This is a genomic window from Candidatus Saccharibacteria bacterium (genome assembly GCA_016699895.1).
Classification (GTDB): domain Bacteria; phylum Patescibacteriota; class Saccharimonadia; order Saccharimonadales; family Saccharimonadaceae.
The window spans coordinates 432,524-459,351 of record CP064991.1 but is presented as its reverse complement, the minus strand read 5'-3'; the positions used below and the strand labels follow the sequence as shown (position 1 = coordinate 459,351).

Here is a 26,828-nt window from a genome sequence, read left to right as displayed (position 1 = left end):
TTTTTATTGCTTTTTCGCGAATCGATCTTTGTCACGACCCAGCATTTTGTCTATGGCATGTTCCATGGCTTCATCGAGATCAACATTGTGCGAATTAGCGAGACAAATTACCCCATATAGAACATCCGCTAACTCATCTGGCAATTCTTGTTTAGCTTCGCCTGGTTTTTTCGGTTTATCGCCGTACATGTGGTTTAGTAATCGACCGACTTCGCCGGTTTCCTCCGCCAGCCGTGCAAATTGACTGAGTGGATGCCAATACGGCTTTTCGTAGGTTTGCAAGATGTCATCAATCCTCTGCTGATATTGTTTTAAACTCACCTCTCCTCCTTTTCAAACCTTAATACTTCTTGCCCATCTATTGTCACTTTTTCAACAAACATATCGTACGGCCGAGCGAATAGCTCATATTTTGCATCATAAAGCGGTCGATATATCACCAGCTGCTCATTCGTCTCGGTATGAAGTGCGACGCCAATCACTTCGTACATCTTGCCGGATTTTGTATGGCGGTATGTACCTTTTGGTATCGTCTTTGGCTCTGGGTCATTCATAACTCGTCCTCCGTTACTTCTGGATATTTATCCGGATCTTGGCGACAATATTGCGCCCACTTATCTTCCTCGTTCGGGATAGTGACTGTTTCGATATACGCTCCCGTCCTAAATCCACCTTTTCTGTCCGCCTTGGCTAATCGCGCCGTTTCAACCTCACTCGGCAGAATGCCTTCTTCGGCGCAAAGATCATGCAAAATCTGCTCAACGTCGGCAATTTCCTCTGTTAATTCCTGTTTCGATAGAGCGGCATCGACTTCGTCGGCCTCTTCGTGTAGCTTCTCGCACAAAGCCGCTCGCAAATCTCGGCCAGTCAACGTCCGACCCTTGACCGTGTGTCCATTTTCGCGGTGCCAGCCAGGTATATTATCTCTCACTAGTTTCTTGTATTGAAATGTTGGCATGATTACTCCTCTAGTTACTGATTAAGTATTTCTATAAATTTTGGTTCGTTAATCACCACCGTGCCGTAGCTTTCGGCTTTTTTCAGTTTACTGGCGCCGACCTTGCCGCCAGCGACTAGGTAGGTCGTATCTCGCGCGACAGCCGACTGGAAGGTGCCACCTAGGGCGCGTATCTTTTCGGCAGCTTCGTCGCGGCTCATGCTATCGAGCGTTCCGGTAACAGCAAAACTTTTGCCAGCGAGTTTGCCGGACTTTTGCTCATAACGCGGCTCGACACCTAGACTAGCGAATTTATCGACTAGTGCCAGATTATCCTCGTCGGCAAACCAGGCGACAATACTCTCGGCAACGACTTTGCCAATACCATCAACCTCTTCAAGTTGTTCTATAGTTGCGTTTTTGAATATCTCAAACGACTGAAACTTATCCGCGAGATCAATCGCCGTCTGGGCGCCGACGTGACGAATCCCGAGACCTAGAATAAATTTTTCGAGCGGTGGATTCTTTTTGGCCGCGATCGCACTAACTAATTTTTCAGCAGAGATCTTGCCAAATCGCTCTAACCCTACCAGATCATCGACTGTCAACGTGTAGATATCAGCAATATCGCCTACTAGCCCAGCATCAACCAAGGCTACGACATTTTTTTCTCCCAGCGTGTCGATATTGAGCGCTGGCCGCGATGCGTAATATTCGACTGATCGTTTCAAGATCAGATCGCTACTAGCACCTTTTAGACGGTACACGACATCATCACCTGGACGTTCAAACTCTAGCTCCGGGTATTGTTCGGCTAGAGCTTTGGTGTAATCGAAAACTGCGGTATTGTCAGGTCTCAGTTCCAACACTACCGATTGCACCTGCGGAATGATATCACCAGCCTTGAAAATGATAACGGTGTCGCCAATCCGAATGTCTTTTCTAGCGATCTCATCAGCATTATGCAGACTCGCATGTTGCACCGTTGTACCGGCAATCTGCACCGGGTCAAAGACCGCCACTGGCGTCGCCGCACCAGTCCGACCAATCGAAATCACGATGTCTTTGACGACCGTCGTCGCCTCCTCGGCCGCAAATTTGTAGGCAACTGCAGCGCGTGGCGTTTTGCCAACGATACCGAGGCTCGCAAACTTGAATCGATCATTCAATTTAATCACTGCACCGTCGGTATTAAAACGAAAGCCGGACCGCGCCGTATCGAGGTGGTTGATGTAATCCATGATTTCGGATAGACCGTGCACAACTCTAGTTTGGTGACTCGTTGTCATGCCTAGTTCGGCCATCGCCTTGTAGCCAAAAGCAATCGTCGGGATGTCATCGGCGTCATTACGCAATATGTCGTATCCTACGAAATGCAGTGGTCGCTCGGCCACGAGTTGCGGATTGAGCTGGCGAATTGTGCCAGCCGCGAGATTACGCGGATTCTTGAACAATGGTTCACCGGCTTTTTCGCGAGAGGCATTGAGCGCCGCAAAGTCGTCCTTGTACATAACAATTTCGCCGCGAATCTCGGTTCGACCGCGCGAAAAGCGAGCAAATTCCTGGTTATCACGTAGTTTCAGCGGAACATTTTCGATGGTGCGCACATTCATCGTCACATCCTCGCCTACCAATCCGTCGCCGCGTGTCACCGCCTGAACTAGCACGCCGTCCTGATAGATTAACGAACAGGCCAGACCATCCATTTTGATATCGCATAAAAACTCTTCCTTTATAGACGAATCAACCTTGCGCATACGTTCGATCCAAGCCGCTACCTCTTCGCTGTTAAATACATCGGCTAGGCTAATCATGCGAGTTTGGTGGGTAACTTTGGTGAATTTATCGAGCGCCGCACCAGCCACGCGCTGGGTCGGGCTGTCTGGAGTGATGAGTTCGGGATATTGCTCCTCTAGTTGCGCCAGTTCATGTTTCAAGCTATCGGCAGCCGCTTCGCTCATGAGCGACTCGTCGAGCACATGATAATGATAACGATAATCGTCTATCACCGTGCGCAATCTCTCGATACGCTCCTCGGCTTGGCTTTTTGTCGGTATACTCATTACCTACTATTATACCACTGATAGGCTGTCTAATATCGACCTTGGCTAGATCGTCAAATACGCCATCGTGTCGCCATGTTTTGACTCGTGCAACGAACGTAATGTCTCTAGATCTTCAGATTTGAGCTCGATCGTCATAGCTGCCTTGATTTGTTTCCAATGTTCGGTACTACTAGCCTTGATCGTAAAGTGTATGTCGTCATAACTATTGATATAGGCTAGAGCCAACTGATATGCCGTCACATCATACCGAGGCGCGATAGATTCGAGCATTTCCATGACCTCTTTGTTATATTTTAGCCTGGCGAAAACGCGATATGCCTGGATCGGAATATTATGTCTTACACAAAAATCATAAGTGCCTGTTCGTAGAATGTCGCTGTCTACCATCGAAAAACTCACCTGATTGAGACTAATTGGCATATCCGAAGTATCCAGTGCAACCTGTAATGACTTTGGACCAAAATTGCTAACTCCAACATGACGGATCAGACCGTCCTTGTGCAATTGATTAGCCGCTAGGAAAAAATCACGAGTATCAAAGTCTGCATTAGGCGCATGACACACAAAATAATCTATGTAATCGACTCCTAATCGTAGCAAGCTAGCCCGAGCGCCATTTAGTACGTTATTGTAGCTCAATTTACTAGCTTTTTGTTTCGTCAAAATCTGATAACTATCCCGTGGCCGGTCCCTAATAGCACGCCCAACCAACTCCTCACACCGACCATCTGCATACATTTGTGCCGTGTCAATGAGCGATACGCCGTTATCGAGCGCTAACTTTATGGCCGAAATATCTCCGTCTTCGTCATTGTTCGGGCTTCTATTGTCGCCCATCATCCATGTGCCGAGGGCTAACTTTGGTAAAGTATCGTCGTTAATCATTCTCAATTGCTTTTCCTAATCATTGATATAAAAGATATCCTAACATTCTAGCATTTTAATTGTCAAAATACGTATTTCTAGTTCCCCATATTTTTATGTTAAAATCTACCTATGAGTAAACTGGTAATTCTAATCGGTGGTGCGCCAACTGTCGGAAAATCTACTATTGCTACACTACTCGCTGATCATTTACATCTACCATGGCTATCGACTGATCAGACTCGCGATATAATGCTAGCGATAACGAGTAAAAAAGATTATCCTGACCTACATTCAGACGATGATTACGATGCTGTTTCGTTTCTCAATACCTTTGACACGCAGGAGATTGTTGATAGAGAATGGAAACAAGGTATCGAGGCCTGGCCTGGTAACAAAAAACTGATCGAGGATGACTATACCTAGCAACAAGGATTCATTTTTGAAGGTGTGGGTATATTGCCAGAACTTTTACCGACACTCCATACGAATGTCGATATTCGGCCTATTTTTCTAATAGATAATGATGAAAGTCGTATTCGAGACGTAGTATTTAGGCGCGGACTCTGGGATATTGCCGATTCGTATCCGCATGATGTAAAAGAAAAAGAAGTCGCATGGGCCAAATTATTTGGTGAAAAACTCGAGAAAAGTGCGGTCGAATACGGCTATCCGGTTGTGCACGTCAAAAAAAATAGTGTCAAGGATCTAGATTTAGTGTTAAACGCGTTGAACTTACACTAATGTTACAAAAAACAGTTATTGTTTGCTCGATTTTGGCTTTTTGACTGATTTAGCCGCATTCTGTGGTTTTACCGACTTTTTTAGTTTGGTTGGTTTCTTTAATATTCGCGCCGAAACTGGTGGTGTTGGATCGTCAACAATCTGACGATACAGCATATAAATATAGGTTGCTATCCACATCATTGTCAAAATACCGAGCAAGAACACTACTAGTGGCACGAGTGGGAACCACGTCAGTTTGAGCCAACTATCCACAAAGATAGCCGGCATCAGAATCAATAACCATAGTAGGGCCACTGGCAGCATCATGAATAGCAATCTCAACGTCAGTTTGAGCCGCCGTCCAACCATCAAATCGCCAGCGGCGCGAATCGCCACGAACGGATACGTTCCTGGCAAAGTTACGATAATGAGCGCAATCAGGGAGCTAGATATCCAATAGATAGTCAAAATCGCCGCAACCGCTAGCGCACACCACGCGGCCATATTCTCGATCGCAACGCCAGTGTTTATCCAGCCAACTGCTGTAATTGAGGTATAGGCGATAGTCACTAAACCGAGTGGCAACAGCTGCAAAACGACAACAACCGCTACGGCTAGAGTAGAGAGGATTGGCGAGCCAGATGAATACAATCCGTCTCGCAGTTTGATCTTTTCGTCATCACCTCGCATGATCGCCCGTAGCAACCATATGATAGTTAGCCAGCCATACAAGAAGAGAATAGCTGACAGAATCTGCTGCGAAGCATCGAGAGTCGAACTGCCGCCACTAGCGATTGCGTTAGAAAATAGCGATACCCATTTCGTTATACCCTCGTAGCCGTCGGAATTGTTAATCGCATCGCGAAAAGCCACAAAGTTTTCCTGGCTAGCTAGTCCAACTATACAAAACGCTACTATGCCATAAAAAATAAAGTATTTGATGAATAAACCACGATTTTTTATCATCATGCGCCAGACGCGCATAGTAAATCCACCGTAGCTGTCGATTTTTAAACCTCTACGCGCATCTTGGCGCGCAGTCAGATAAAAACTACGATGCGGACGGCGGGCTAATAAACCTCGGACACGCCCACTGATTTTGCGTCCGATACCTCTAAGGAAACGACCAACCGCAAATAATGGGCGGAAGAGCGGATAACTAGTCTTTTGAGCCGATTTAGCCTTGGCGGCTGGTTTGGTTCTGTGATCAGTTTTCTTGTCTGTCATTACATTTTTGTCGCATTCTGTCGTAGTCTAGCAATACGATCATCGAGTGGTGGATGGGTGCTAAACAGCTTTGATAAAAAGCCCGGCTTTAGAGGATTTGCAAAGAATAAATGAGCGGTCGAGCTATTTTGGTTACGCATCGGTTTGCTACTATCCTTCAGCTTCTCTAGCGCCATGGCGAGACCCTCTGGGTCGCGCGTCGTCAACGCTCCACTGGCATCAGCCAAATATTCACGCTGCCTGGAAACTGCTAGTTGCACCATGAGAGCCACGATCGGCGCTAAAATCGCAGCAATGATGCCAAAGATCATCAGCCTCGCGTCACGGTCTTTACTATCACCCCAAAAGCAACTCTCATAATCATATCGCAGATCATGCCGATAGCGCTGACTAATCCAAATACAATCATGTTAACTAGGATATCGTAATTCTTGACATGTCCCATCTCGTGCGCCAACACCGCGGCTAATTCACGCTTGTCCATAATCTGCAGCAAGCCCGTCGTAACAGCCACCGAGGCGTTATCAGGGTTGCGACCAGTCGCAAAGGCATTAGGTGCCGGATCATCCATGATGTAAACTTTTGGCATAGGTAAACCATCAGTGATCGCAAGATTCTCGACAATCCGGTATAATTCCGGGGCATCGCGCTTTTCAATCTGGTGAGCGCCATTAACTGCTAGAGCCAGCCTGCTGGCTGCAAAATACTGGATCAAAGCATAAACACTAGCGACAGCGATCACAATCCAAGTTATCCCAACGTTATTATAAGCAGCGCCAGCCAGCCAGCCAAGTCCCGCGATAATCACTAGAAACACTGCCATGATAATGACAGTGTTTCGTTTGTTGGCGCTAATAGCACTATACATTGCTGGTCCCTGCTATAAACTAGATTAGAAACTGACTTTTGGAGCTTCTTCGACAGCAGCGCGATCTTCGACCTCAAAGAACTCGCGCTCTTTGAAACCAAACATGCCAGCGAGAACGTTGGTTGGGAACGTCTGGATCTTGGTGTTTAGATCACGAACACCACCGTTGTAAAAGCGCCGTGAAGCCTGGACCTTGTCCTCAGTATCGGTGATCTCAGCCTGCAACTGCAAAAAGTTCTCATTAGCACGTAGCTGTGGATACGCTTCGGCAACAGCAAATAGAGATTTTAGGGCGCCTTCGAACTGATTCTCAGCGGCGGCGGCAGCTTTTGGACCCTGCTGAGCGGCGCTCATAATAGCCGAGCGAGCTTCGGTGACTCTTTCGAAAACTTCTTTTTCATGAGTAGCATAGCCTTTGACTGATTCAACCAGATTTGGAATCAAATCAGCACGACGTTTCAATTGAACAGTAATATCACTCCACGCCTCATCAACACGAACGCGCAAACGAACCAGGGCGTTATATATGCCAATAACTGCGATCACTAGGACCACAACTACAGCCAAAACTATCCATAACCAAATCATATTCAATCCTCCTTATATTACCCTATCTATGTTACAGGGCTAAAGCTTGTTTATCAATATTGACATTCACCAGTTTTATCATAAAAGAGGCTTGTGCAAGTACGTGTCACTATTGACTATAGCAGTATCGTAATGTTATAGTACACGTTATGAGTGCAACATTACGTCAACACAACTACTGGCATCACGCGTGTGCGGGAGATGTTTGTTGGCGATAGCGTGCTAATGACGCCGAGAAACCATAAATCTCCCGCAAATACGGGAGTTTTTATTATGCAAGAACAATTAATAAAGGAGAAAAGTTATGGAAACCACAATGAATAAAAAGAAGTTGATTATTGATACCGATCCAGGCCACGATGATGCGCTGGCTATACTACTAATGTGTGCCGCGCCGAATATAGAGATCTCTGCGGTAACGACAGTGGCTGGTAATTCGACAATTCAGAATGTAACGAATAATGCCAAACATATTTTGACACTAGCTGGTCAACCGACTATCCCACTATTTTCTGGTGCCGATAAACCATTGTTACGCGAACAGGTGCTCGCAAATGTGCATGGGGCTAGCGGCCTAGACGGCGCAACAATTACCGAACAGGTCCCGTTAGACGGTCAGGCGGTCGATAAAATACTGCGTATTGTCGATGAAAATCCTGGTGAAATTACCCTGCTAATTTTGGGTCCACAGACCAACATTGCCCAGGCGATTCAGCGCGACGCCAAAACCATGCAACAGATAAAGGAACTCGTGATAATGGGTGGTGCTTTCGATGTGCCAGGCAACAAAAATCGGGTAGCTGAATTCAACATTTGCGTCGATCCTGATGCCGCAGCAATTGTTGCCGAATTTCCGGTAAAAAAGACGTATATACCGCTCGATGTATGCAACGATATCCAAGTCCCGATCGAGGAGTTTGCGCGAATCAAAAATGATGCCGTACGTTCGGAGCTGCAGTCCGCACTCGCCCCCTACATCCAAAACATCCAGCGCAGCGAATTATCAACCCGCGGTGCATTAATGTACGATGCATTGGCCGCCTATTTCGTTATGAAACCAAAGGCGTGCGAAGTCCGAGATGAGGCCGTCGTCGTAGAGACAAAAGGTGAATTCACCTACGGTATGACCCTCATCGATAAACGCCCGTTTAGTAAAAAAGAGTCTGCCAATGCGCAAATTGTGACGTTCATCTCCGAACAGCAGTTCATAGATGACTACTTCGAAACGCTGAATACTCAATAAATCTAGAACTATTTATTCTTTGATATTCTCTTGTTTATTTTCGAGAGTAGCTTTAGATTGCTCTTTGGGTAAGATCAATCTATATAGAAATCCAATACATGCGCCCAATACACCGCCGCCAAAGATCGCTACCATCAGCCACTCGACAATCCCTCCCAAAACGTCACCCGTGAACACCATGCTGACATTAGTCCAATAATATGGTTCGCTGATGTGCCCTATATACAATTCGGGACGGCTAACTGTCCCGAAAAATACCAGCACACAAAACATGTAAACATAGTAGGACACTATGGCCGTACTCCAGGTCAGAATGCTAGCTAGGATCGTCCCAGTGATCCTGCGCGAAGCCCATGACTCATATAACGCTACGGGTAGGAGCGGTATGATCCAGACCCCAAAAATAGCTATAATCGAAACAGGCTGGTTTTGTTGTAATAACGCTTGCAGATAATAATCTACAATACCAAAAATAACACCGATGGTCACATAAATATACCAGCGTTTTTTACGCAGCCATCGCAGTTTGTCGTGATTCATTTTCATAATAATACCAAAATTTTGGTGCGATTTTACACCGAAATCCGAACCCATTTCCGAGAAAATCTGTAAAGCTCAGCCCCGACGGCAAAACCGCCGCGCTCCGCGCCCTCAACCTGAAACTCTAGCACCATGTCTTGTTGACCTATCTAAATCAAAAGTACGAGGAATACGCTATATGCGGCGTACCCGCGCCATATATAGCGTAACCTTTCTCTATTCTGTTTGGTTTTCCTCCGGCTGCGTGATCTTGCCGAGCATTGGCAGAATCTGGCGAATAGCGAGTATAGCGATGACGAGCGAGCCTATGACAATACCGAGATATAGCGGTGTCAATGTTGGTTTCATACTACTAGATAGCGCAGAGGTAAAAGCCCACCCCACCCATATGCCAAGGCCACAAGCCAGCAGCGACACGCTGATAAGTGGAATGAGCGACTCTATCATAACCGTGCGTTTCATTTGCGTCACGGTCATGCCGCCAAGGCGGAGTGTGACGAACGAGCGCCTACGTTCCAGCAAGCCGCCAGTCGTTGCAATAATTAAGCTGGCGATTGCCACGAACAGCGTGAGGCCCATACCTGCATAGGCAAGATTTGCCAGTTCAGAGACGATAGGGCTGACGATTGGCATTTGTGCATATGTGCCACTGAATACCCACGTCGCCGAATCGACACCCGATTTACTTGCGACGAAACTACGGAGTTGGTCTAGATGGCTGTTGTCGTCAAGGCGAACTAAAAATGATGGGTTCGATTTCGCAGCAGAAGCAGGGTTGGCATCTTCTTTCTTAATCAATTGTTGACGAATACCATCAGGTGACATGTCAAACCACTTGCTACCTTCAGCAGGACTTTTATCAAAATTAACGCCAACATAGGTAACATCTGCCGGACATGTAATGGTCGTGTAGATATGAGCGGTTTTGCAGGGCAGAATAAAGACTGCACCTGCTACGTTGCCCTGTATTTCATTAGTATCTTTGACATACGGTAGCTCTTTTAGCTGCGATGCAAACTGAGATGACAGAACGTCACTTGATATAAGCACCGTTCCGTCTTTAAGTTGAGAGTAGCCATTGTTTGCAACCGCGTTTGCGCTCAGTTCAGCTATGCCACTTATGCCAGTCAGGTAAACGCTACCTGCGAATAGTGCCAATACCACGCCACTGACGCTACGGAAAATTCGGCCAGATTGCATAGCAATACGCTTTGAGGCAAGTAGTGTAACAGCGCTGTTTGTGCGGCGCGCGACAAGTCTCGAGATACTGCTCGTCAGCCATGGGCCAGCTAGTAGTATCCCGAACATAACACTCATACCCCCCGCGATCAGTAATAGCATCGGCGTAGGACTATCTGTATTGTCACGCACCCAGTGTGCACCGCTTGGTAGTAATAGCCAAATAAACACCACCAAACCTGGGACAAGTAGTATAAGACGCCATACACGTGGGCGCTTACTTACCTTACCTGAACGCATCACACCAAGTGGCGAAACCTGTACGTGACGCATGCCCCGCCAATTAGCAAAGAGGCAGAATAGTAATGTAACAATGACGGCTAGGAGATAGTATTGTGGTAGCACAGTGAGGTCGCTTTGCCAAAATCGCATACCACCAAACGTGGACTGGCTCAAGAGCGGTAGTATCGCAACGTATGCCAGTGAACCAGTGATGACGCCAGCCAGTGCAGCGCTGAGTGATTCGACAGCAATAATACGCGTCACTTGCTCGCGGGTTGCGCCGACCAATCGGAGTGCAGCATATCGCTTTTCGCGTTGCGCTGAGCCAAGTTGGGCTGCAATAGAGATAAATGTAACGATGGGAATAAGCAACATACTTGCGCCAAAAAGTAGCACAGTCCCCACTAAGCCATTATATCGAGATGCAGCCTCTACATCATTTGAAAGTTTGTAGACGCTCACAGCGCGCTCGTTACGCGCTTCCTGCTCGCTCATGCCGCGGATAACATCAAGTGCATTTGGCGAGACCGAAAAGGACTCTGGTATGATGCCGATTTGCTTCGTTCCGAATCGCTCGCCAATAGCATCTTCTGGGTGGTCGTGGATGATTTTATATAGGCCTTTTGAGACGTAATATTCACCATATTTTGGTGTGGGCAACTCATTAAACTGGGGAGAGGTTGCATCGCTTGCGTGTAACGATATGGTTGTAATATTTTCGTTCTGCCATTTTGTCAAGTTACCGTCACCAATCCCTACTATTGCTTTCAGTGGAGCAATGCCCTCAATCGGTTTTTGGTTGTTTTTGCTCGCGAATAAAGCAAGCCGCCATGAGCTATGTTGCGGTTGTGCTTGTATGGCATTGATGCCGGCCATAAACACCAAAATCATCAGCATACCAAGCGCCACGGCCGCAGCAGTCAGGCCAAGACGATTTCGGTTACTTTTGCCTGAGCGCGTAAGAAATAGCCAAGCCAGCCGCATACTATTTCGCTCCTACAATCTGGCCGTCGCGCACCACGATTTCGCGGTCAGCATAGGCAGCAATACTTGGCTCGTGTGTCACCATGATAACAGTTGTGCCGTGGTCTTTGGCGGTCTTGATAAACAGTTCCATGACATGCTCGGAATTGAGGCTATCATTGGTTCGTCCGCAAACAAGATTTTTGGCTGGACAACCATAGCACGAGCAATAGCGACGCGCTGGGCTTGGCCGCCAGAGATTTCACCGGGCGTGCTTTCGTATTTATCAGTTAGCCCGACTCCACCTAGCCACTTTTTGGCCTCTTTATATGCTTCGTTACGATTTACCCCATTAAGTAGGAGCGGCAGCGCGACATTATCTATAACAGTAAGTTCTGGCACGAGCTGGCTAAATTGGAACACAAAACCAAATACCGTGCGGCGCAAGATACTGCGCTTATTGTCGCTAAGCTTTCCGATATTGCGGCCGTCAAGGATAATTTCACCGCTATCGACTGAAATAATTGCAGCGAGGCTATGCAGCAAGGTTGATTTGCCCGAGCCGCTCGGCCCCATGATTGCCAGCACTTCACCTTGTTTTACATCGAGTGACACACCGTGCAAGATTTCCGTTTTGCCGTATGACTTTTTGATATTCTTGGCACTAATAATAGTACTTACAGGCATAATTCCTCCTTTAGTTTTGTGAGTCGCGAGCTTGTCAGGTCAATCCAGCGCAGATCGGCTTCAATGTGAAATATCGCGTGGTCAATCAGTAGCTTGGTCGCCAGCGGTGCTTTGCGGCGCTGGGTAGTCAGCTCGCGCATACGCTCGATGTGCGCGTGGCGCTGGTTGTCGAGGAATGGCGCAGCATCACCGTTTTCCATAATGGCAAGCACGGTTTTCATGTAGAGCGTGGCTTGTAGTTGTGACGACGGTGCTTCGGGCGTTTCAAGCCATAGGCGCAAGGCCTTTTCTCCTTGCGAGGTGATGGCGTATTTTACGCGCTCCGGCCCGCCGCTTGCTTCGGTATCAGCAACTTCTTCTACCTTTTCATCTCGCTTGAGACGCGAGAGGGTCGAGTAAATCTGGCCAGGCAAAATTGCTTTGTCGCTGCCAAAAAGTTTGTCATAAATCTTCTTGAGTTCATACCCATAGTTTGGGCTTTTGTTCAAGATACCAAGTAGTGCGTATTGTGCATTCATGCTTTTACTATACACCGAGTGTATAGTTTTTGTAAAGAGTCCTGTAAGCGCCAAATGTCGCTAAAGTGACACGCCACCACCAGAGAACACCCCTTTCAGTTTCAAAAAAGAAATTCGGCGGGGGAAATAAAAAAATAGGCAAAGGGTTTTTCTGGTGGGGCGAGCAGGCGTTAAACGCCCGCAGGCGTCGGGGCTGAGCTTTAGCCATTTTCTCGGAAATCGGTTCGGATTTCGGTGTAAAATCGCACCAAAACAGTATTTTCTGAGAGATTTTCGCCCGCATGGGCGATTTTTTCTCTGGCGGCGCATAGCGCCTGCCAGCAGTTCGGAGGGGGGAGAGCGGAAATGGGGCGCGGGCGGAGCCGCGCTTTTTTGTTACCACCGCAAGCGGTGGTGTTCATGGTAAAATCTCCTGAGATTTTACTTCCTCACTCGGAAAACAAGAAGTAAACTTCTGTTTTCTCTCGTTTCGTCGTAAAATAGAAGAGCAACCAACCAGTGAAGAACTATTTTTATTTGTCGTGGACTTTAATGGCCGTCTTGGACAATCTAGTTCTTCTAGGTTGGTTGCACCAGGACGGTCATTTAAGTTGAGGGGGCAAGTATGCAAGAGCTAATCGTAAATATGCAACTGGTGTACTACATTTATGTACGCAAAAGCACCGATGTAGAAGATAAGCAGATACTGTCTGTCGAGGCGCAGATAGTTGAGCTGCGTAAATACGCAGCCGACAATAATATGCAGATCGCGGGCGTTATTATTGAAAAGCAATCCGCCAAGACCCCAGGGCGCAAAAAGTTTAATGCTATGATGAAAGATATAAAGGCGGGCAAAGCCAACGGGATTATATCGTGGCACCCCGACCGCCTCGCTCGTAATTCGGTAGATGGCGGACACATCATATACTTGCTCGACCAGTCGCGTCTTGTGGCGCTAAAGTTCCCGACCTTTTGGTTCGAGAATACCAGCCAAGGCAAGTTTATGCTATCTATGGCATTTAGCCAGTCAAAATACTATGTAGACAACTTGAGTGAAAACACCAAGCGAGGTTTACGCCAAAAAGTGCGGCGCGGCGAGTTCCCCAGCAAAGCACCTGTTGGGTATATAAACGATGTGCGGACTAAAAGTATTGCTATAGATAAACGGCGTGCGCCGTTTATCATCGAGGCATTTGAGATGTACGCGCGTGGCGGTAGCCGATTAGTAGATATTGCCGATTTTTTAGCCAGTAAGGGCATAAAAACTGGCGGCAACAAGCCACTATCGAAAGACCAAGTAAAACATATGCTGAAAAATCCGTTTTACTATGGGCATTTCTACTATGGAGGCGAAGTCCATGAGGGCAAGCACAAAGCTATCATAGACAAAAAGCTGTTTGATCGCGTCCAAGTGGTGCTTGCGCGGCGCGGCTATACTCCGCACAAGACGAGGAATGAGCCGCAAGCCTTGTGTGGTTTGCTGGCATGCGGTGTATGTAATATGTCTATAACTGCTGAAAAGAAAGTAAAGCATCAGAAAAACGGTAATATACATGAATATGTGTACTATCGGTGTACGCGTAAAAGTAAGACTATTGCATGCAAAGAGTCGCCAATTACCGAGCCTGTATTGCTGGTGCAACTGACAGACATATTACAGGGCTACGCCCTGCCGAAGTCGTGGGCTGACGCCCTCATGACAATGCTAGAGGAAGATGAAAAGCAGGCCGAGCAAAGCTCTGGCGTGCTTATCGCTGACGCGCAGAGCAAGGTTGGTAACTTGCAGGGCAAGTTACAGCGACTGCTTGACGGCTATCTTGACCAAGATATTGACCAGCCGACATATAAAGCCAAGCAAGCCGAGCTGATGAGCGATAAGAAGTCGCTAGAGGAACAAATTGGCAAGCTAACGCTTGCCGCCAATGCGTGGGTTGAACCTATGCGCCAATGGCTAAAACAAGCCCATGACTTCAATAGAATTGCAAAAAGTGCCGAGCCAAGCGCCATTAAACAGGCGTTTGCTGAAATCGACGGATTGAACCTGTTTTTAGAAAACAAAAAAGCGCGGCTCCGCCCGCGCCCCATTTCCGCTCTCCCCCCTCCGAACTGCTGGCAGGCGCTATGCGCCGCCAGAGAAAAAATCGCCCATGCGGGCGAAAATCTCTCAGAAAATACTGTTTTGGTGGGCGAGGAGGGACTTGAACCCTCAAGGTTGTTTAGACCAGCGGATTTTAAGTCCGCCGCGTATACCAATTCCGCCACTCGCCCGTACAATATTTGGAGGCACCTGCGGGAGTTGCACCCGCCTACGCGGTTTTGCAGACCGCTGCGTAACTGCTCCGCCAAGGCGCCATGAGCATATTCTAGGAACAAAAATCCTCGCTATTAGCAGCGAGGTATTATTCTATATGGTGCGGGTTAAGAGACTCTAACTCTCGACCTCTTCCTTGGCAAGGAAGCGCTCTAAACAACTGAGCTAAACCCGCATAAAAATTAACATGCCTGTCATATTCCGGTTGTTTAGAGCGCCATGCGAACTATTTTCGGCTCGCTTCGCTCGACAACAACTGAGCTAAACCCGCATATTACTATCCTATTGTACCCTGCTAGGCTACTTTTCGCAAACTGTTTGGTACTCTCTCGGTGCGGCTGGTGGCTCCTCCCAGACTTGAACTGGGGACACAAGGCTCTTCAGGCCTCTGCTCTACCAACTGAGCTAAAGAGCCGCGAGTCGCACCGCGAGCGATACTATTGTAACAAATCAGAGAAATTTCGCAAAATCAATCTGTCTATTAGATTAGAGAGCCAATCGTACTAGCTCCGACACCAGCTCGCCGTACGATAGTCCAGCCTGTTGCCATAGTTTTGGATACATGCTGATATTGGTAAACCCCGGCATGGTATTGATCTCGTTTATATAAATCACATCGCTCGCATCCAGAAAGAAATCGACGCGCGACAAACCAGCTCCACCGATGGCGTCAAAGGCTCGTTTGGCGTAATCCTGAATTGTTTTGGTTTGTTCCGATGACAAATTCTGGGCTGGAATATCTAGTTTTGAGGCAGTTGTACTAACATATTTGGAATTGTAATCGTAAAAGCCATCTGTCGTCGTGATCTCTCCGACCTCAGTCACGCGCGTATCAGGACTATTGCCGAGCACGGCACATTCTAGCTCGCGACCTGAGATGGCTTTTTCAACAAGGATTTTGTCATCATAGCGAAAAGCCTGTTCGCAAGCTGCTAAAAACTCTTGCTCGTTCGTTGCTCGGCTCACGCCTATCGAGGAGCCTTCGCGAGCTGGCTTGACAAAAAGAATCTCTGATTCCAGCTTTTTGCTAGCAGAATCATATGACAACGCATCACCCTCACGAAGAGTTATCCACGGCACTACCGGTAGGCCATGTTCACTCAGTACCTGCTTGCAGCGGTCCTTGTCCCAAGCAATCATCGAAGCTTCTGGGCCACACCCAACTACCGGAATGCCCCCGGTCTTTCCCATAGCGGCAATCATGCCGTCTTCTCCACCTTTGCCGTGAATCAATGGAAAGATCACATCGATATTGAGCTGATGCAATGAGATCGTTTTGCCAGTTGGGTTATCTCTATTATCAACCTCTTTGGCCGCGAGCCAGCTACCCGTCCTATCAATGTAGGCAAGCGTTATATCGTAGTTGGCCTCTCGCAGCGCCTCAGCCACATTGCGAGCCGACATCACTGATACATCATGCTCACTGCCTTCACCGCCAAATACTAATAGGACATGAGTCATTATTGACCCCGAGTCTTGCCGCGCAGTGCATCGAGAACTTCGACTGGAAATAATACCATTGTTTTCTGTGACGGTTCCGCACTAATACGCTCCAGGGTGTTCAGGGTTCGTAGATTAATTGCGCCCGGTGAATTGCTGAGCGTTTCAGCCGCCTCAGCCAGTGTCTGCGCAGCGGTTTTTTCACCATCAGCATTAATGATAGTAGCGCGACGCTGTCGATCGGCCTCGGCTTCTTTGGCCATAGCACGTTTCATGTCAGACGGTAGTTCGATATTTTGAACCTTGACGTTTTCGACGTCGATACCCCATGGCTCAGTTTGTTTATCGACAATCGCTTTGATCTGATTAGAGATTTCATCACGCTTGCTCAGCAGATCATCGAGGCTCACGTTGCCCGTCACGTCACGCAGTGCCGCCTGAGCAAACTGTGAGGTTGCATAGATATAGTTAGTAGTCTCGAGTACGGCTTTTTCAGGTACTACTGCACGGAAATAGACAACGGCATCAACGCCAACGGTCACATTATCCTTGGTGATGACTTCTTGTTTTGGCACGTCGATTGGCGTCGAGCGAACATCGACACGCGTCATCTGCTGGAACCATGGCCACACTACTCGCCAACCAGGCTGGCGTGTCCCAGTGAATCGACCGAGGGTTAATACAATACCTCGCTCGTACTGTTTGATAACCTTTAGACTACCCAAGAAATATAGTACGAGTAACGTTACTGCTATTACCACGAATTCCATAGATCCTCCTTGCTTTATACAGATATTGTACAATAGATGTATGGAAGAGAGCAAACGAGTACCGCTAGCCGAGCGCATGCGACCAAAGACGTTAGATGAGGTGATTGGTCAGGAAAAGCTGGTCGGCACGAACGGTACGCTGCGCAAGATCGTTGAGGCCCGAGAACCGGTCAGTTTGATATTGTGGGGTCCACCAGGAACCGGTAAAACCACCTTGGCACGGATCATCGCGAGCGAAATGACGGCAGATTTTATCGAGATCTCAGCCGTCAGCGCCAAAAAAGCCGATGTTGAAACCGTGATCGAGCGCGCCAGACAAAACTGGAATCTCAAAATTCGCACGATTTTGTTCGTTGATGAAATCCATCGCTTCAACAAAGCCCAGCAGGACGCCTTTTTACCCCATGTCGAGAGCGGACTGATCAGCCTGATCGGTGCTACGACGGAAAATCCTAGTTTCGAGGTGATCGCGCCGCTGATTTCGCGCTCGCGAGTTATCGTCCTAGAGCAACTAGATCACGCCGCTATCGCCAAAATTATTGAACGGGCAATCAAGCTAGAAAAACTGGAAAAGAAAATCACCGAGGATGCTATCGAGACGTTAACGAGACTCGCGAATGGTGACGCTCGAACCGCACTCGGCGCCCTAGAGGTGGCTGCGGGACTGATCAAAAACCGTCAAAAGATCACCTCTGATACAGTCGAACAAGCCGCTGGGCGTAAACTACCGCGTTACGACAAAAAAGGCGATGGGCACTACGATACGATCTCAGCATTTATTAAATCAATGCGTGCCGGCGACGACCAGGCAGCTCTCTATTATTTAGCACGTATGGTAGCTGCCGGTGAAGATCCGAAATTTATTGCTCGCCGGATGGTGATTTTTGCCAGTGAAGATGTCGGTCTCGCCGGCAATGGAGCTTTGAACCTAGCGACGAGTGCTTTTATAGCGATCGAACGCGTTGGCATGCCAGAGGGCGGAATTATTCTGAGCCATGTTGTCGTCGCACTATCCCGAGCCAAGAAATCGCGCGAAAGTTATGACCTGTGGGGTCGAGCCCAGCAGCTGGCTGAACAATTCCCTGACGCACCAATACCCCTCCATGTACGGAATGCGCCAACGAAACTGATGCAAGACCTCGGATACGGCAAGGATTACAAATGGCAAGCTGGTTTCGAACATGAGAAGGGCTATTTACCCGACGAAGTGCCGCGTGATTAACTAATATCGGATTGTTCAGAATCAGTTGGATCGGCCACAAAAGCTTGCTCTACGGTTTTAGCTTTTGAGGCTTTTTGCCTGCGACGGATCTGTCGATACGACGAATATAACCCAGCGGCTGCCACCGATAGCATACCGTAGTGAGCCGCCGTTTCCCAGTCAATTTCAGTAGCGAGTGGTTGAACGTTAGTATATGCCGCCACGTAGAGACCGGCAACGACCCAACGGGCTGCTTCGACGGTTTTATCGATTTTATCGGTGTAAACAGTGAGACCTTCGCGCTCCGCCTGCCAAACATTGACGCCATTAATAGCTTTTGGCCCATAAATTCCGAGCATCGAACCACCAGGAATAATACCGCCGACCACTGCCCCTATTCCAATAGCGGCTGCGGCGGCACCGTCAGCTAGCACATCGTTACGAGCACCAGAAACCGGGTCATCCGTGCCAGTCAATCGGGCCGGTTTGCCTTCGGCATCAGTCAGAGCGGCTGCAGCCAGCGTCGCCACGCCAGCCTCATGTTGGCCAGTCGCGAGCAAGGTGATGCCAGCCGCTGCCAGTGGCGGTCGCAGGGCGCTCATGCCGTTAGCAATCGTCGCCCAACCGAGTTTTTTCTGGATTTTCTGCAACCTAGATAATGGCAAATTAGCGTCTTCGTCGCGTAGGTAACCAGGTCGCAGATCTAACGGATCAGTTCGCACCACGTGACCAAAACGATTCAAGCGAACATCGTTCGGCAATTGTTGCAACTCACTCTCGGTCCTCTTCATGAGAGCTGATTATACCCTATAACTTGACAAAATGAAAGCATTAGTTCATTAATGTAGCTATCCTTGCAAAATTATCTGTTTACTTGTACGATATCTACTGTTCCGAGTGCGCGGAAAGCACCTAATCTAATCCGCTCGCTCTTCTATTTCTATCAGCGCTTCGGCGCGGAAAGGGGCAGAAATGTCCATGATGTATCCTCTGCCAGCGCCGGCGCGTCGACCCGAAGAGGGTTGGTTGTATCAGTGGTTTTACGACCACGGCATCCGGCCCAACCATATCAGCCTGGCGCGACTCGGCCCAGTTCCGATCGTGATCCTGCTGATCAGCCTGTCGACAGATGTCTGGTTCGCCATCCTCGCAGCCGTCGTCTTTCTGATCGCCGCGCTGACCGATCGCTGGGACGGCGAACTGGCGCGACGCTCTGGCCAGATCAGTGAGTCCGGGAAGTTCCTGGACACCCTGATCGACAAGAGTTTGATCATCGGAACTCTGGCCGCCATCGCCTATTTTCACTATCCTGGTGATTTCAGGTGGTGGCTGGCTGTCGGTCTGGTTGCCGTGCCCGAGATCATCTCGGTGTTGCTGCGGTCCTGGATCAAGTGGCATCGCCCTACTGTCGACCTCGCCGCTCAGTGGTGGGGCAAGGTCAAGATGGTGGCTCAGATCGTCTTGGTCGCCAGCTTGATCGTGATCAACCCTAGCGATATCGGCGTATTCATTCTGTGGACCACAGTTGTAACCACTGTAGTGGCCGACGTTGCAACCATCAGTAGGCTCATCCAGGAGTACAGGAAGGGCTAGAGCGGATCAAAAAGCCCGGACGAGCAACCACACTCGTCCGGGTAGATCTCGAAATTATTGATTTAGAACGGTTTGGCAAGCTTCATATCTGGTTCAGCCTCAGCAATGCGCAGGAGTTCGTTGTATTTTGCAATACGATCAGTACGACTGAGCGAACCGGTTTTGATTTGACCACAGTTGAGGCCGACTGCTAGATGCGCAATCGTCGTATCCTCGGTCTCGCCTGAACGATGGCTCATAACTGTGCGGAAGCCATTGTCTTGGGCCAATTTGACCGCCGCGATCGTCTCGGTCAAACTACCGATCTGGTTTGGTTTGATTAAAATCGCGTTGGCGGCTTTTTCATCTATAGCTTTTTGGAGTAGTTTCGTGTTAGTGACGAGTAGATCATCACCGACAAGTTGAATCTTGTCGCCGAGTGTCTCGGTCAACTTTGTCCAACCTGCCCAATCTGACTCAGACAAAGCATCTTCAACTGATACGAACGGATATTTGTCGACCATCTCGCGCCAAAAATCGATCATCTGGTCAGTCGAGAGGGTTTCATTGTTGGCTTTCAGTTGATATTCGCCGTCCTGATAAAACTCGCTACTAGCTGGATCCGAGGCAAAGGCGATATCCTCGCCCAAACGATAGCCGGCCGCTTCGACAGCGCGCGAAATCAGCTGGAGTGGCTCTTCGTTACCGTGCTGAACGCGCGGTGCGTAACCGCCCTCATCACCTACCGTTGTCGGATATTTTTCCTCTTTCAGAATTTTAGCTAGCGCATGAAAGACTTCGGTACCATAACGAATGGCTTCGGCAAAAGTCGGCGCGCCGACTGGCATGATCATGTATTCCTGGATATCCGTTGCCCAGCCCGCATGCGCGCCACCATTCATGACGTTCATCATCGGCATAGGTAACGACATCTCGGTCGTACCAGTCATTTCAGCAATGTAGCGATAAAACGGCAGATCCTGAGATACGGCCTCGGCTTTGGCGACCGCCAAACTGACTGCCAAAATTGCGTTAGCGCCGAGATTTGATTTATTGTCGGTACCGTCAAGGTCAAACATCACCTGATCAATATGATTCTGATTACCGGCATCTTGACCGACCAGCGCCGAGGCGATCTGGTTATTTACATTGGCGACAGCTTTGGTGACACCTTTGCCACCCCACTCCGAACCGCCGTCGCGCAGCTCCAAGACTTCACCTGAGCCGGTCGATGCACCAGACGGAACGGCCGCTCGGCCATACGAGCCGTCCTCTAATTGGACCACAGCTTCCACCGTTGGATTGCCGCGGCTGTCTAAAATTTGTCGTGCTTTGATTGATGTAATTTTACTCATAACGTGATCTATTCTAGCAGAGCCTTGCTATTTACGAAAGTGACCCGGTTATGGTAAAATCATGTCAAATAATATTACTAGTAGAAAGGGTGGAAAGTGGCACAAACGGCAATCAAAATATCGGTGATCGGCGCTGGGTTTGTCGGGTCAACCGTAGCCTACACATTAGTTATGAAGGGTGTAGCGAGTGAAATCGTCCTCGTCGACGTCAACCTAGAACGAGCCGAGGGCGAAGCTATGGACATCAGTCACGGCGCACCTTTTGCCAAATCATCGGTTATTCGCACTGGCAGCTACGAAGACACCAAAGGTTCCGACGTCGTCATCATCACGGCCGGCACTAACCAAAAGCCGGGCGAGACGCGTATCGACCTGATTACCCGTAACGCTGCTATTATGCGCGACGTCGCTGGCAGAGTCGGCGAGCAATCACCAAACGCCGTCATTTTAGTCATCAGCAATCCAGTTGACGTGATGACCTACGTCGCTCGCCAGGTAACTGGCTTTCCGAAAAATCGCGTCATCGGATCGGGTACAGTGCTCGACAGTTCACGTTTTCGCTATCTGCTGGCTAACCGTTTCGATATCGATCCGCGCAATGTCCACGGTTACATCATGGGCGAACATGGCGATAGTGAATTTCCAGCCTGGAGTCTCGTCAATATTGCCGGCATGAGTCTCGACGAAGCCTCTGATCTGTTTAACAAGGAGATCAACGACGAAGTTCGTCAGTCAATTGCTGATTCGACTCGTAACGCCGCCTATGAAATTATCAATCGTAAAGGTGCGACCTATTACGGTATCGGTATGAGCGCCACTCGTATCGTCGAAGCCATTGTGCGCGATGAACGCTCGATCATGACTGTGTCGTCGCTATTGCACGGCGAATATGACATTGATGATCTCTACCTGTCAGTTCCGGCTATTTTGGGCGAACATGGTATCGAAAAAGTCCTCACGCCACGTCTCAGCGACCTAGAGCTCGCTAATCTCCACCATTCAGCCGAGGTTTTACGCGACGCCCGAAATCAGATACAATAGGTCTATATTAATGAAAGGAATTAACATGAGTTCAGGTAAATTAGTTTTGGCGCGCCACGGCGAGAGTGAATGGAATTTGGCTGGCAAATGGACTGGTTGGACCGATGTTTCGATCACCGACAAAGGTGCCGCCGATGCTAGAAAAATGGGTGAACTACTGACCGATTTCAAATTTGACGAGGTGTTCGTCAGCAAACTAAAACGAACGATCGAAACTGCCGAAAATATCCTGTCAACCCAAGGTCAACCCGACCTAGAGCTCCAGGCTGTAGAGCCTCTCAACGAACGTGATTACGGTGACTACACCGGTCTCAATAAATGGGATGTCAAGGAAAAGGTCGGCGAAGACACATTTAATGCCATCCGCCGCAATTACGATGAGCCGATCCCAAATGGCGAGACACTACACGACGTTTACGACCGTGTAGTGCCATGGTATCAGGCGGAAATTTTACCAAAATTACTCGCGGGTGAAAATATTTTGTTTGTGGCTCACGGCAATTCGATCCGCGCGCTCGTCAAATATATAGAGAGCATTAGCGACAAAGATATTGCCAAATTTGAAATGGTTTTTGGTACAATTTTGATTTACCAAGTCAATAGCGACGGCAAAGAGAGCGACAAACAGGAACTCCACACCACCATCGAACAAACGCACGCCTAGAAAGATTTTAAAACTCACACCTCGGGTGACGTGAGGCGGGGCAGCTCCCAAAATTGTTTTCGGTGGTGATTGACCGAAAAAATTTTAGGGGCGGACCGAGCGGCAGGACCCGAGGGAGTTTTGAAATCTTTTGTGCGGGAGATTAAATAGCAGGACCTGGGGGGGGGGGGGAGATATTAATTTTTCGCGGCGCGTTTACGCTGGTTGGCGTCGAGGTAGCGTTTGCGGAGACGTAGGCTCTTTGGCGTCACTTCGAGTAGCTCATCATCCTCGATAAAGTCGATACATTGCTCTAGGCTCAGATCGGTAAACGGCGTCAGCTGCACCACTCCGTCACTACTACTAGAACGCATGTTGGTTAACTGCTTGGCTTTGCAAACGTTGATTTCCATATCCTCGCCGCGGCGATTGAGACCGATGATCATACCGGCATACACAGCGGTACCGGCACCAACATATAACTCACCGCGGGCTTCGGCTGCTTGCAGAGCATACGGCGTTGTCGTGCCAGCCTCAAAGGCAATCAGGGCGCCATTGCGAGTGCGCGGCATCTTACCAGCTAGCGGTTGATAGCCGTGCGGCAAGCTGTTCATAATCACCGTACCTTTGGTGGCGGTTAATAGTAGGTTACGTAGCCCGATCAATGCACGAGTTGGTAAAATATAATCCATCCGCGCTGTGCCGCTACCAGTCTGCTCCTGACCGCGCATCTCGGCACGACGCGCACCGAGCTCTTGGCTAACAGCGCCGATAAATTCTGGCGCAACCTCAACATAGAGTTCCTCGACCGGCTCTTTTTCAACACCGTCTTCGGTAATAGTAACCACTTGCGGACGACCAACCTCAAATTCATAGCCTTCGCGGCGCATCGCCTCGATTAACACACTGAGGTGCAATTCACCACGACCTGAAATCGTAAAACCGATACCATTGTCCTCAACGCGCAAGCTGACGTTGGTTTCGAGTTCCTTTTTCAATCGATCGCCGATCTGGCGACTAGTAGTAAACTCGCCTTCTTTGCCCTTCATCGGGCTGGTGTTCGGGCCGAGATACATACTGATCGTCGGAGCTTCGATTTCGATAGTCGGCAGTGCCTCTGGGGTGTCCTTGTCGGCAATCGTCTCACCGATATGAGCATCGCCGACGCCGACGAGAGCGACAATATCGCCAGTCTGACCGACTTCGATCTCCTCACGAGTGAGACCACGGTAGCCAAAGACTTTCTCGATTTTAGTAGCCATCACAGTGCCGTCACGTTTGATGAGCACGACTGGTCCACGCTTGGCTTGACCTCTCGTGACACGACCGATGGCATATTTACCGAGGAATGAATCGTATTGCAAGCTCGTCACAAGCAGCTGCAACGGGCCATCGCTATTGACAGTTGGCGCTGGAATATCGTTGATAATCGCATCGAAAATCGGCGTCAAGTCGGCATGCTCGCTCGGATTGTTTGGCACCGCAGTCCAGGCTTTGCCCTCGCGACCAATCGCGTAATAGACTGGGTAATGCAATTGACTATCATCAGTCGCTAGTTCTAGGAATAGGTCAGCCAACTCGTCCTCGACTTCGTCAATCCGACGGGCGGGCTTATCAATCTTGTTGATAATGACTACTGGTTTGAGACCGAGTTCGAGTGCTTTGCCGAGGACAAATTTCGTCTGCGGCATCGGGCCTTCTTGGGCGTCGACGATCAATAACACGCCGTCGGCCATATTGAGTGTGCGCTCGACTTCGCCCGAAAAATCAGCGTGACCTGGCGTGTCGATAATGTTAATTTTGTAATCGCCGTGATAAATGCTAGTCTGTTTGGCCGTAATCGTGATGCCGCGCTCGTGTTCCTGGTCGCCACTATCCATGATCAATTCTTGATTCATTTCGGCTTGGTTGTCGCGAAAGGTATTTGATTGTTTCAATAGACCGTCCACCATCGTCGTTTTACCGTGGTCGACGTGGGCGATAATCGCAATGTTTCGGATGTAATCAGATTTCATTTCAATAAAAATAGCCCTTTATCGAGCCTTCCTTTGTTTAGTATCATAGCACAAATAGGGAAAAAGCGCTAGTAGTCGATACCTTTGGTCGCCAGAAAGCCATCGTCATAATGATGCTTTATTTTTCTCATCTCTGTCGCGATGTCGACAATACCTAGTAGCTCCTCGGGGAAATTACGACCGGTTAAGCAGAGGCTAGTGCTGGGCGCACGTCGCTCGATCAGCCTCTTTAGATCGTCAATCGTCAGCAGCCCGTCATGAACAGCATTGTTGATCTCGTCGCAAATCACCAGATCATAATCACCCGAGCTCGCCGCGCCGAGAGCTAAATTGTAGGTGTCGCGCGCGGCAGCTAGGTGCTCATCATCGGTCACATTTTCGGCCGATTGATCACCAGCGTGGAAAAACCCACGGCCGCCTTTATGAAACGTAAAAGTGTCTTTATATACCGGCATGATGGCGTCAAAAAAATGATGTTCACTCACTGTCCAGGCTTTGATGAATTGGACGAAAGCTACCTTTTTACCGGCGCCGAGGGCACGACCGAGCAGTCCTACCGAGGCGCTCGTTTTGCCTTTACCTTCGCCAGTATAAACTAGCACCATTGATTCTTTATCGGCCATAGTATCTCGTTCTCTGAGTAGATTTAGGCTGTGGCCTTCAGAGCAGCGTCGATCTTGGCACGGTCAAAACCTAGCACGATAGTACCGGCGATGTCGATGACCGGTACGCCGCGGAAATTACCGCCGATTTTGTCCATCAACTCTTTGTGAGCTTCGGGATCTTCCTCGATATTTTTCTCGTCAACGACGACGTTTTTGCCGCCTAGATACTGTTTTGCCATTTTACAATAGGCACACCAGTTGGTGCTATACACGATAACTTTCTTGTCATCATTAGAATCTGTGCTGTCGCTCATTTTATTTCCCCCTTTGGATGATTAATGTTACTCTATTGTACCTCACCGAAAGTGCTCATGTCAATAGGTTTAGCGTTGCGGTTTTTACTACGAGCGCTAGATATGGTGTTTTGTTCGTATTGTATGTGGTTTTAGTAAAAATGGCGCTATGTCCATGAATAGTGTAAAATAGATGTACTAAATAGGAGGTAGACATGTACAAATTACCAGATCTCGACTACGATTACGATGCGCTCGGCACATATATTAGCGGCGATATTATGCATCTACATCATGATAATCACCATCAAACCTACGTCAATAAGCTAAATGAAGCCCTAGAACAAGTCCCGGAGCTACAAACACGCGAATTAACCAATCTACTAGCCAATCTAGAATCGGTGCCCGAATCCGTCCGTAACGCTATTCGCAATCATGGTGGCGGTCACTATAACCATTCGCGATTTTGGAAATGGCTAACGCCTAACGGCAACGGCGAACCGACTGGTCAATTAAAAGAAGCTCTGGTCGAAAAATATGGCTCTTTTCAAGCTTTTGTCGATGAATTTTCAGCCAAGAGTCTGGCCGTTTTTGGTAGCGGTTGGTGCTGGCTGCTCCCTGACCTATCGATCGTAACGACACCAAATCAAGATGTCCCGCTAGAAATCGGCGAGCCGATCCTGGGGCTAGATGTTTGGGAGCATGCTTATTATCTAGACTATAAATATAATCGCGGTGATTATGTGAAATCGTGGTGGAACGTGGTCAATTGGCCCGAGGTTCAAAATCGCTATTTGAGTAGTGTCCGCTGATATGCTACAATAATCCAGTCGGGTCTGTAGCTCAGTTGGCTAGAGCGCACGATTCACATTCGTGAGGTCGCAGGTTCGAGACCTGCTAGACCCACCAGTACCA

The 26,828-nt window shown here is 48.6% G+C and carries 27 protein-coding genes, 5 tRNA genes and 3 pseudogenes; 10 read left to right on the top strand and 25 right to left on the bottom strand.

Features of this window, described 5'->3' with window-relative positions; translation table 11 throughout:
- Positions 1 to 3: 3 nt before the first annotated feature.
- The 5 genes from IPL44_02480 to IPL44_02460 are packed head-to-tail and all read right to left on the bottom strand — an operon-like array spanning position 4 to position 3,888.
- Complete coding sequence (locus tag IPL44_02480; protein ID QQS17153.1) at positions 4 to 321, bottom strand: nucleotide pyrophosphohydrolase; 318 nt, start codon at positions 319 to 321, stop codon at positions 4 to 6.
- Entirely contained in the window at positions 318 to 554 is a 237-nt protein-coding gene (locus tag IPL44_02475) for a DUF1653 domain-containing protein (protein ID QQS17152.1), read from the bottom strand. Before IPL44_02475 ends, IPL44_02480 begins: the two co-directional genes overlap by 4 nt.
- Complete coding sequence (locus IPL44_02470) at positions 551 to 958, bottom strand: nucleoside triphosphate pyrophosphohydrolase (protein ID QQS17151.1); 408 nt, start codon at positions 956 to 958, stop codon at positions 551 to 553. Before IPL44_02470 ends, IPL44_02475 begins: the two co-directional genes overlap by 4 nt.
- 14 nt (positions 959 to 972) lie before the next feature.
- Positions 973 to 3,000: an NAD-dependent DNA ligase LigA gene (gene ligA, locus IPL44_02465; GenBank protein QQS17150.1), complete on the bottom strand. Its 2,028-nt coding sequence runs from the start codon at positions 2,998 to 3,000 to the stop codon at positions 973 to 975.
- 45 nt (positions 3,001 to 3,045) lie between these two features.
- The gene (locus tag IPL44_02460; protein ID QQS17149.1) at positions 3,046 to 3,888 is read right to left on the bottom strand and encodes an aldo/keto reductase; all 843 of its coding nucleotides are present in this window, start codon (positions 3,886 to 3,888) and stop codon (positions 3,046 to 3,048) included.
- Positions 3,889 to 3,999: 111 nt separating this feature from the next.
- Here IPL44_02460 and IPL44_02455 point away from each other — a divergent pair, with 111 nt between their 5' ends.
- Both IPL44_02455 and IPL44_02450 read left to right on the top strand, forming a co-directional pair.
- The gene (locus IPL44_02455; protein QQS17148.1) at positions 4,000 to 4,293 is read left to right on the top strand and encodes a hypothetical protein; all 294 of its coding nucleotides are present in this window, start codon (positions 4,000 to 4,002) and stop codon (positions 4,291 to 4,293) included.
- A gap of 33 nt (positions 4,294 to 4,326) precedes the next feature.
- Positions 4,327 to 4,611, top strand: a complete 285-nt coding sequence (locus tag IPL44_02450; protein QQS17147.1) for a hypothetical protein — start codon at positions 4,327 to 4,329, stop codon at positions 4,609 to 4,611.
- Positions 4,612 to 4,626: 15 nt separating this feature from the next.
- On the opposite strand, the gene IPL44_02445 is transcribed toward IPL44_02450, so the two are convergent.
- The 3 genes and pseudogenes from IPL44_02445 to IPL44_02435 form a co-directional block, all read right to left on the bottom strand.
- Complete coding sequence (locus IPL44_02445) at positions 4,627 to 5,820, bottom strand: hypothetical protein (GenBank protein ID QQS17146.1); 1,194 nt, start codon at positions 5,818 to 5,820, stop codon at positions 4,627 to 4,629.
- Positions 5,820 to 6,688, bottom strand: a pseudogene (locus IPL44_02440) (M48 family metalloprotease). Before IPL44_02440 ends, IPL44_02445 begins: the two are co-directional and overlap by 1 nt.
- Before the next feature lie 24 nt (positions 6,689 to 6,712).
- The gene (locus IPL44_02435; GenBank protein ID QQS17145.1) at positions 6,713 to 7,276 is read right to left on the bottom strand and encodes a LemA family protein; all 564 of its coding nucleotides are present in this window, start codon (positions 7,274 to 7,276) and stop codon (positions 6,713 to 6,715) included.
- A gap of 304 nt (positions 7,277 to 7,580) precedes the next feature.
- Between IPL44_02435 and IPL44_02430 the strand changes: the two genes are divergently transcribed.
- A complete protein-coding gene (locus tag IPL44_02430; protein ID QQS17144.1) occupies positions 7,581 to 8,519 on the top strand; it encodes a nucleoside hydrolase in 939 nt (312 codons plus the stop codon).
- A gap of 12 nt (positions 8,520 to 8,531) precedes the next feature.
- Here the strand turns inward: IPL44_02430 and IPL44_02425 are convergent, their stop codons facing one another.
- The 6 genes and pseudogenes from IPL44_02425 to IPL44_02400 form a co-directional block, all read right to left on the bottom strand.
- Positions 8,532 to 9,059, bottom strand: a complete 528-nt coding sequence (locus tag IPL44_02425) for a hypothetical protein (protein QQS17143.1) — start codon at positions 9,057 to 9,059, stop codon at positions 8,532 to 8,534.
- Positions 9,060 to 9,275: 216 nt separating this feature from the next.
- Complete coding sequence (locus tag IPL44_02420; GenBank protein ID QQS17142.1) at positions 9,276 to 11,504, bottom strand: FtsX-like permease family protein; 2,229 nt, start codon at positions 11,502 to 11,504, stop codon at positions 9,276 to 9,278.
- 1 nt (position 11,505) lies between these two features.
- Positions 11,506 to 12,170: pseudogene (locus IPL44_02415) on the bottom strand (ABC transporter ATP-binding protein).
- On the bottom strand, positions 12,161 to 12,688 hold the full coding sequence (locus IPL44_02410) for a PadR family transcriptional regulator (GenBank protein QQS17141.1): 528 nt from the start codon (positions 12,686 to 12,688) through the stop codon (positions 12,161 to 12,163). The pseudogene IPL44_02415 and the gene IPL44_02410 overlap by 10 nt, the downstream one beginning before the upstream one ends.
- Positions 12,689 to 12,888: 200 nt before the next feature.
- On the bottom strand, positions 12,889 to 13,089 hold the full coding sequence (locus IPL44_02405) for a hypothetical protein (GenBank protein ID QQS17140.1): 201 nt from the start codon (positions 13,087 to 13,089) through the stop codon (positions 12,889 to 12,891).
- Positions 13,090 to 13,301: 212 nt separating this feature from the next.
- Positions 13,302 to 13,586: a hypothetical protein gene (locus IPL44_02400; protein ID QQS17139.1), complete on the bottom strand. Its 285-nt coding sequence runs from the start codon at positions 13,584 to 13,586 to the stop codon at positions 13,302 to 13,304.
- An 84-nt stretch (positions 13,587 to 13,670) separates the two neighbouring features.
- Between IPL44_02400 and IPL44_02395 the strand changes: the two are divergent.
- Positions 13,671 to 14,093 (top strand): annotated as a pseudogene (locus IPL44_02395) (recombinase family protein).
- 754 nt (positions 14,094 to 14,847) lie between these two features.
- On the opposite strand, the gene IPL44_02390 reads toward IPL44_02395, so the two are convergent.
- The 6 genes from IPL44_02390 to IPL44_02365 form a co-directional block, all read right to left on the bottom strand.
- Positions 14,848 to 14,935, bottom strand: a tRNA-Leu gene (locus IPL44_02390).
- A 10-nt stretch (positions 14,936 to 14,945) separates the two neighbouring features.
- Positions 14,946 to 15,019, bottom strand: a tRNA-Cys gene (locus tag IPL44_02385).
- A gap of 57 nt (positions 15,020 to 15,076) precedes the next feature.
- Positions 15,077 to 15,153 (bottom strand) — tRNA-Gly (locus IPL44_02380).
- A 164-nt stretch (positions 15,154 to 15,317) separates the two neighbouring features.
- A tRNA-Phe gene (locus IPL44_02375) sits at positions 15,318 to 15,393 on the bottom strand.
- A gap of 71 nt (positions 15,394 to 15,464) precedes the next feature.
- Positions 15,465 to 16,439, bottom strand: coding sequence for a D-alanine--D-alanine ligase (locus tag IPL44_02370; protein ID QQS17138.1), 975 nt, complete (start codon positions 16,437 to 16,439; stop codon positions 15,465 to 15,467).
- Complete coding sequence (locus IPL44_02365) at positions 16,439 to 17,188, bottom strand: slipin family protein (protein ID QQS17137.1); 750 nt, start codon at positions 17,186 to 17,188, stop codon at positions 16,439 to 16,441. The genes IPL44_02370 and IPL44_02365 overlap by 1 nt, the downstream gene beginning before the upstream one ends.
- A gap of 40 nt (positions 17,189 to 17,228) precedes the next feature.
- Here IPL44_02365 and IPL44_02360 point away from each other — a divergent pair, with 40 nt between their 5' ends.
- Entirely contained in the window at positions 17,229 to 18,410 is a 1,182-nt protein-coding gene (locus IPL44_02360; protein ID QQS17136.1) for a replication-associated recombination protein A, read from the top strand.
- Here the strand turns inward: IPL44_02360 and IPL44_02355 are convergent.
- Entirely contained in the window at positions 18,407 to 19,180 is a 774-nt protein-coding gene (locus IPL44_02355; GenBank protein ID QQS17135.1) for a hypothetical protein, read from the bottom strand. The two genes, IPL44_02360 and IPL44_02355, sit on opposite strands and share 4 nt — an antisense overlap.
- Positions 19,181 to 19,361: 181 nt before the next feature.
- Between IPL44_02355 and IPL44_02350 the strand changes: the two genes are divergently transcribed.
- Positions 19,362 to 19,982 (top strand): CDP-alcohol phosphatidyltransferase family protein, encoded by a 621-nt coding sequence (locus tag IPL44_02350; protein QQS17134.1) that lies wholly within the window; start codon positions 19,362 to 19,364, stop codon positions 19,980 to 19,982.
- A gap of 62 nt (positions 19,983 to 20,044) precedes the next feature.
- Here the strand turns inward: IPL44_02350 and eno are convergent, their stop codons facing one another.
- On the bottom strand, positions 20,045 to 21,316 hold the full coding sequence (gene eno, locus IPL44_02345) for a phosphopyruvate hydratase (GenBank protein QQS17133.1): 1,272 nt from the start codon (positions 21,314 to 21,316) through the stop codon (positions 20,045 to 20,047).
- Positions 21,317 to 21,412: 96 nt separating this feature from the next.
- Between eno and IPL44_02340 the strand changes: the two genes are divergently transcribed.
- Together IPL44_02340 and IPL44_02335 are read left to right on the top strand one after the other, a co-directional pair.
- Entirely contained in the window at positions 21,413 to 22,357 is a 945-nt protein-coding gene (locus tag IPL44_02340) for an L-lactate dehydrogenase (protein QQS17132.1), read from the top strand.
- Positions 22,358 to 22,367: 10 nt separating this feature from the next.
- Complete coding sequence (locus IPL44_02335) at positions 22,368 to 23,021, top strand: 2,3-diphosphoglycerate-dependent phosphoglycerate mutase (protein ID QQS17131.1); 654 nt, start codon at positions 22,368 to 22,370, stop codon at positions 23,019 to 23,021.
- Positions 23,022 to 23,197: 176 nt separating this feature from the next.
- On the opposite strand, the gene typA is transcribed toward IPL44_02335, so the two are convergent.
- The 3 genes from typA to IPL44_02320 all read right to left on the bottom strand — a co-directional run bounded on the left by typA (position 23,198) and on the right by IPL44_02320 (position 25,934).
- On the bottom strand, positions 23,198 to 25,015 hold the full coding sequence (gene typA / locus IPL44_02330) for a translational GTPase TypA (protein ID QQS17130.1): 1,818 nt from the start codon (positions 25,013 to 25,015) through the stop codon (positions 23,198 to 23,200).
- Positions 25,016 to 25,083: 68 nt separating this feature from the next.
- Positions 25,084 to 25,638, bottom strand: coding sequence for a cob(I)yrinic acid a,c-diamide adenosyltransferase (locus IPL44_02325; protein ID QQS17129.1), 555 nt, complete (start codon positions 25,636 to 25,638; stop codon positions 25,084 to 25,086).
- Between the two features lie 23 nt (positions 25,639 to 25,661).
- Positions 25,662 to 25,934 (bottom strand): NrdH-redoxin, encoded by a 273-nt coding sequence (locus IPL44_02320; GenBank protein QQS17128.1) that lies wholly within the window; start codon positions 25,932 to 25,934, stop codon positions 25,662 to 25,664.
- A gap of 194 nt (positions 25,935 to 26,128) precedes the next feature.
- Here IPL44_02320 and IPL44_02315 point away from each other — a divergent pair, with 194 nt between their 5' ends.
- The gene (locus IPL44_02315) at positions 26,129 to 26,725 is read left to right on the top strand and encodes a superoxide dismutase (GenBank protein QQS17127.1); all 597 of its coding nucleotides are present in this window, start codon (positions 26,129 to 26,131) and stop codon (positions 26,723 to 26,725) included.
- Positions 26,726 to 26,745: 20 nt separating this feature from the next.
- A tRNA-Val gene (locus IPL44_02310) sits at positions 26,746 to 26,822 on the top strand.
- The last annotated feature ends 6 nt before the right edge of the window (positions 26,823 to 26,828 follow it).

Coding starts and splice junctions, on each gene's coding strand:
- IPL44_02475 (QQS17152.1), bottom strand. CDS start 554: ATGAATGACCCAGAGCCAAAGACGATACCAAAAGGTACATACCGCCAT.
- IPL44_02470 (QQS17151.1), bottom strand. CDS start 958: ATGCCAACATTTCAATACAAGAAACTAGTGAGAGATAATATACCTGGC.
- ligA (QQS17150.1), bottom strand. CDS start 3,000: ATGAGTATACCGACAAAAAGCCAAGCCGAGGAGCGTATCGAGAGATTG.
- IPL44_02460 (QQS17149.1), bottom strand. CDS start 3,888: ATGATTAACGACGATACTTTACCAAAGTTAGCCCTCGGCACATGGATG.
- IPL44_02455 (QQS17148.1), top strand. CDS start 4,000: ATGAGTAAACTGGTAATTCTAATCGGTGGTGCGCCAACTGTCGGAAAA.
- IPL44_02445 (QQS17146.1), bottom strand. CDS start 5,820: ATGACAGACAAGAAAACTGATCACAGAACCAAACCAGCCGCCAAGGCT.
- IPL44_02435 (QQS17145.1), bottom strand. CDS start 7,276: ATGATTTGGTTATGGATAGTTTTGGCTGTAGTTGTGGTCCTAGTGATC.
- IPL44_02430 (QQS17144.1), top strand. CDS start 7,581: ATGGAAACCACAATGAATAAAAAGAAGTTGATTATTGATACCGATCCA.
- IPL44_02425 (QQS17143.1), bottom strand. CDS start 9,059: ATGAATCACGACAAACTGCGATGGCTGCGTAAAAAACGCTGGTATATT.
- IPL44_02420 (QQS17142.1), bottom strand. CDS start 11,504: ATGCGGCTGGCTTGGCTATTTCTTACGCGCTCAGGCAAAAGTAACCGA.
- IPL44_02410 (QQS17141.1), bottom strand. CDS start 12,688: ATGAATGCACAATACGCACTACTTGGTATCTTGAACAAAAGCCCAAAC.
- IPL44_02405 (QQS17140.1), bottom strand. CDS start 13,089: ATGAACACCACCGCTTGCGGTGGTAACAAAAAAGCGCGGCTCCGCCCG.
- IPL44_02370 (QQS17138.1), bottom strand. CDS start 16,439: ATGACTCATGTCCTATTAGTATTTGGCGGTGAAGGCAGTGAGCATGAT.
- IPL44_02365 (QQS17137.1), bottom strand. CDS start 17,188: ATGGAATTCGTGGTAATAGCAGTAACGTTACTCGTACTATATTTCTTG.
- IPL44_02360 (QQS17136.1), top strand. CDS start 17,229: ATGGAAGAGAGCAAACGAGTACCGCTAGCCGAGCGCATGCGACCAAAG.
- IPL44_02355 (QQS17135.1), bottom strand. CDS start 19,180: ATGAAGAGGACCGAGAGTGAGTTGCAACAATTGCCGAACGATGTTCGC.
- IPL44_02350 (QQS17134.1), top strand. CDS start 19,362: ATGTCCATGATGTATCCTCTGCCAGCGCCGGCGCGTCGACCCGAAGAG.
- eno (QQS17133.1), bottom strand. CDS start 21,316: ATGAGTAAAATTACATCAATCAAAGCACGACAAATTTTAGACAGCCGC.
- IPL44_02335 (QQS17131.1), top strand. CDS start 22,368: ATGAAAGGAATTAACATGAGTTCAGGTAAATTAGTTTTGGCGCGCCAC.
- typA (QQS17130.1), bottom strand. CDS start 25,015: ATGAAATCTGATTACATCCGAAACATTGCGATTATCGCCCACGTCGAC.
- IPL44_02325 (QQS17129.1), bottom strand. CDS start 25,638: ATGGCCGATAAAGAATCAATGGTGCTAGTTTATACTGGCGAAGGTAAA.
- IPL44_02320 (QQS17128.1), bottom strand. CDS start 25,934: ATGAGCGACAGCACAGATTCTAATGATGACAAGAAAGTTATCGTGTAT.
- IPL44_02315 (QQS17127.1), top strand. CDS start 26,129: ATGTACAAATTACCAGATCTCGACTACGATTACGATGCGCTCGGCACA.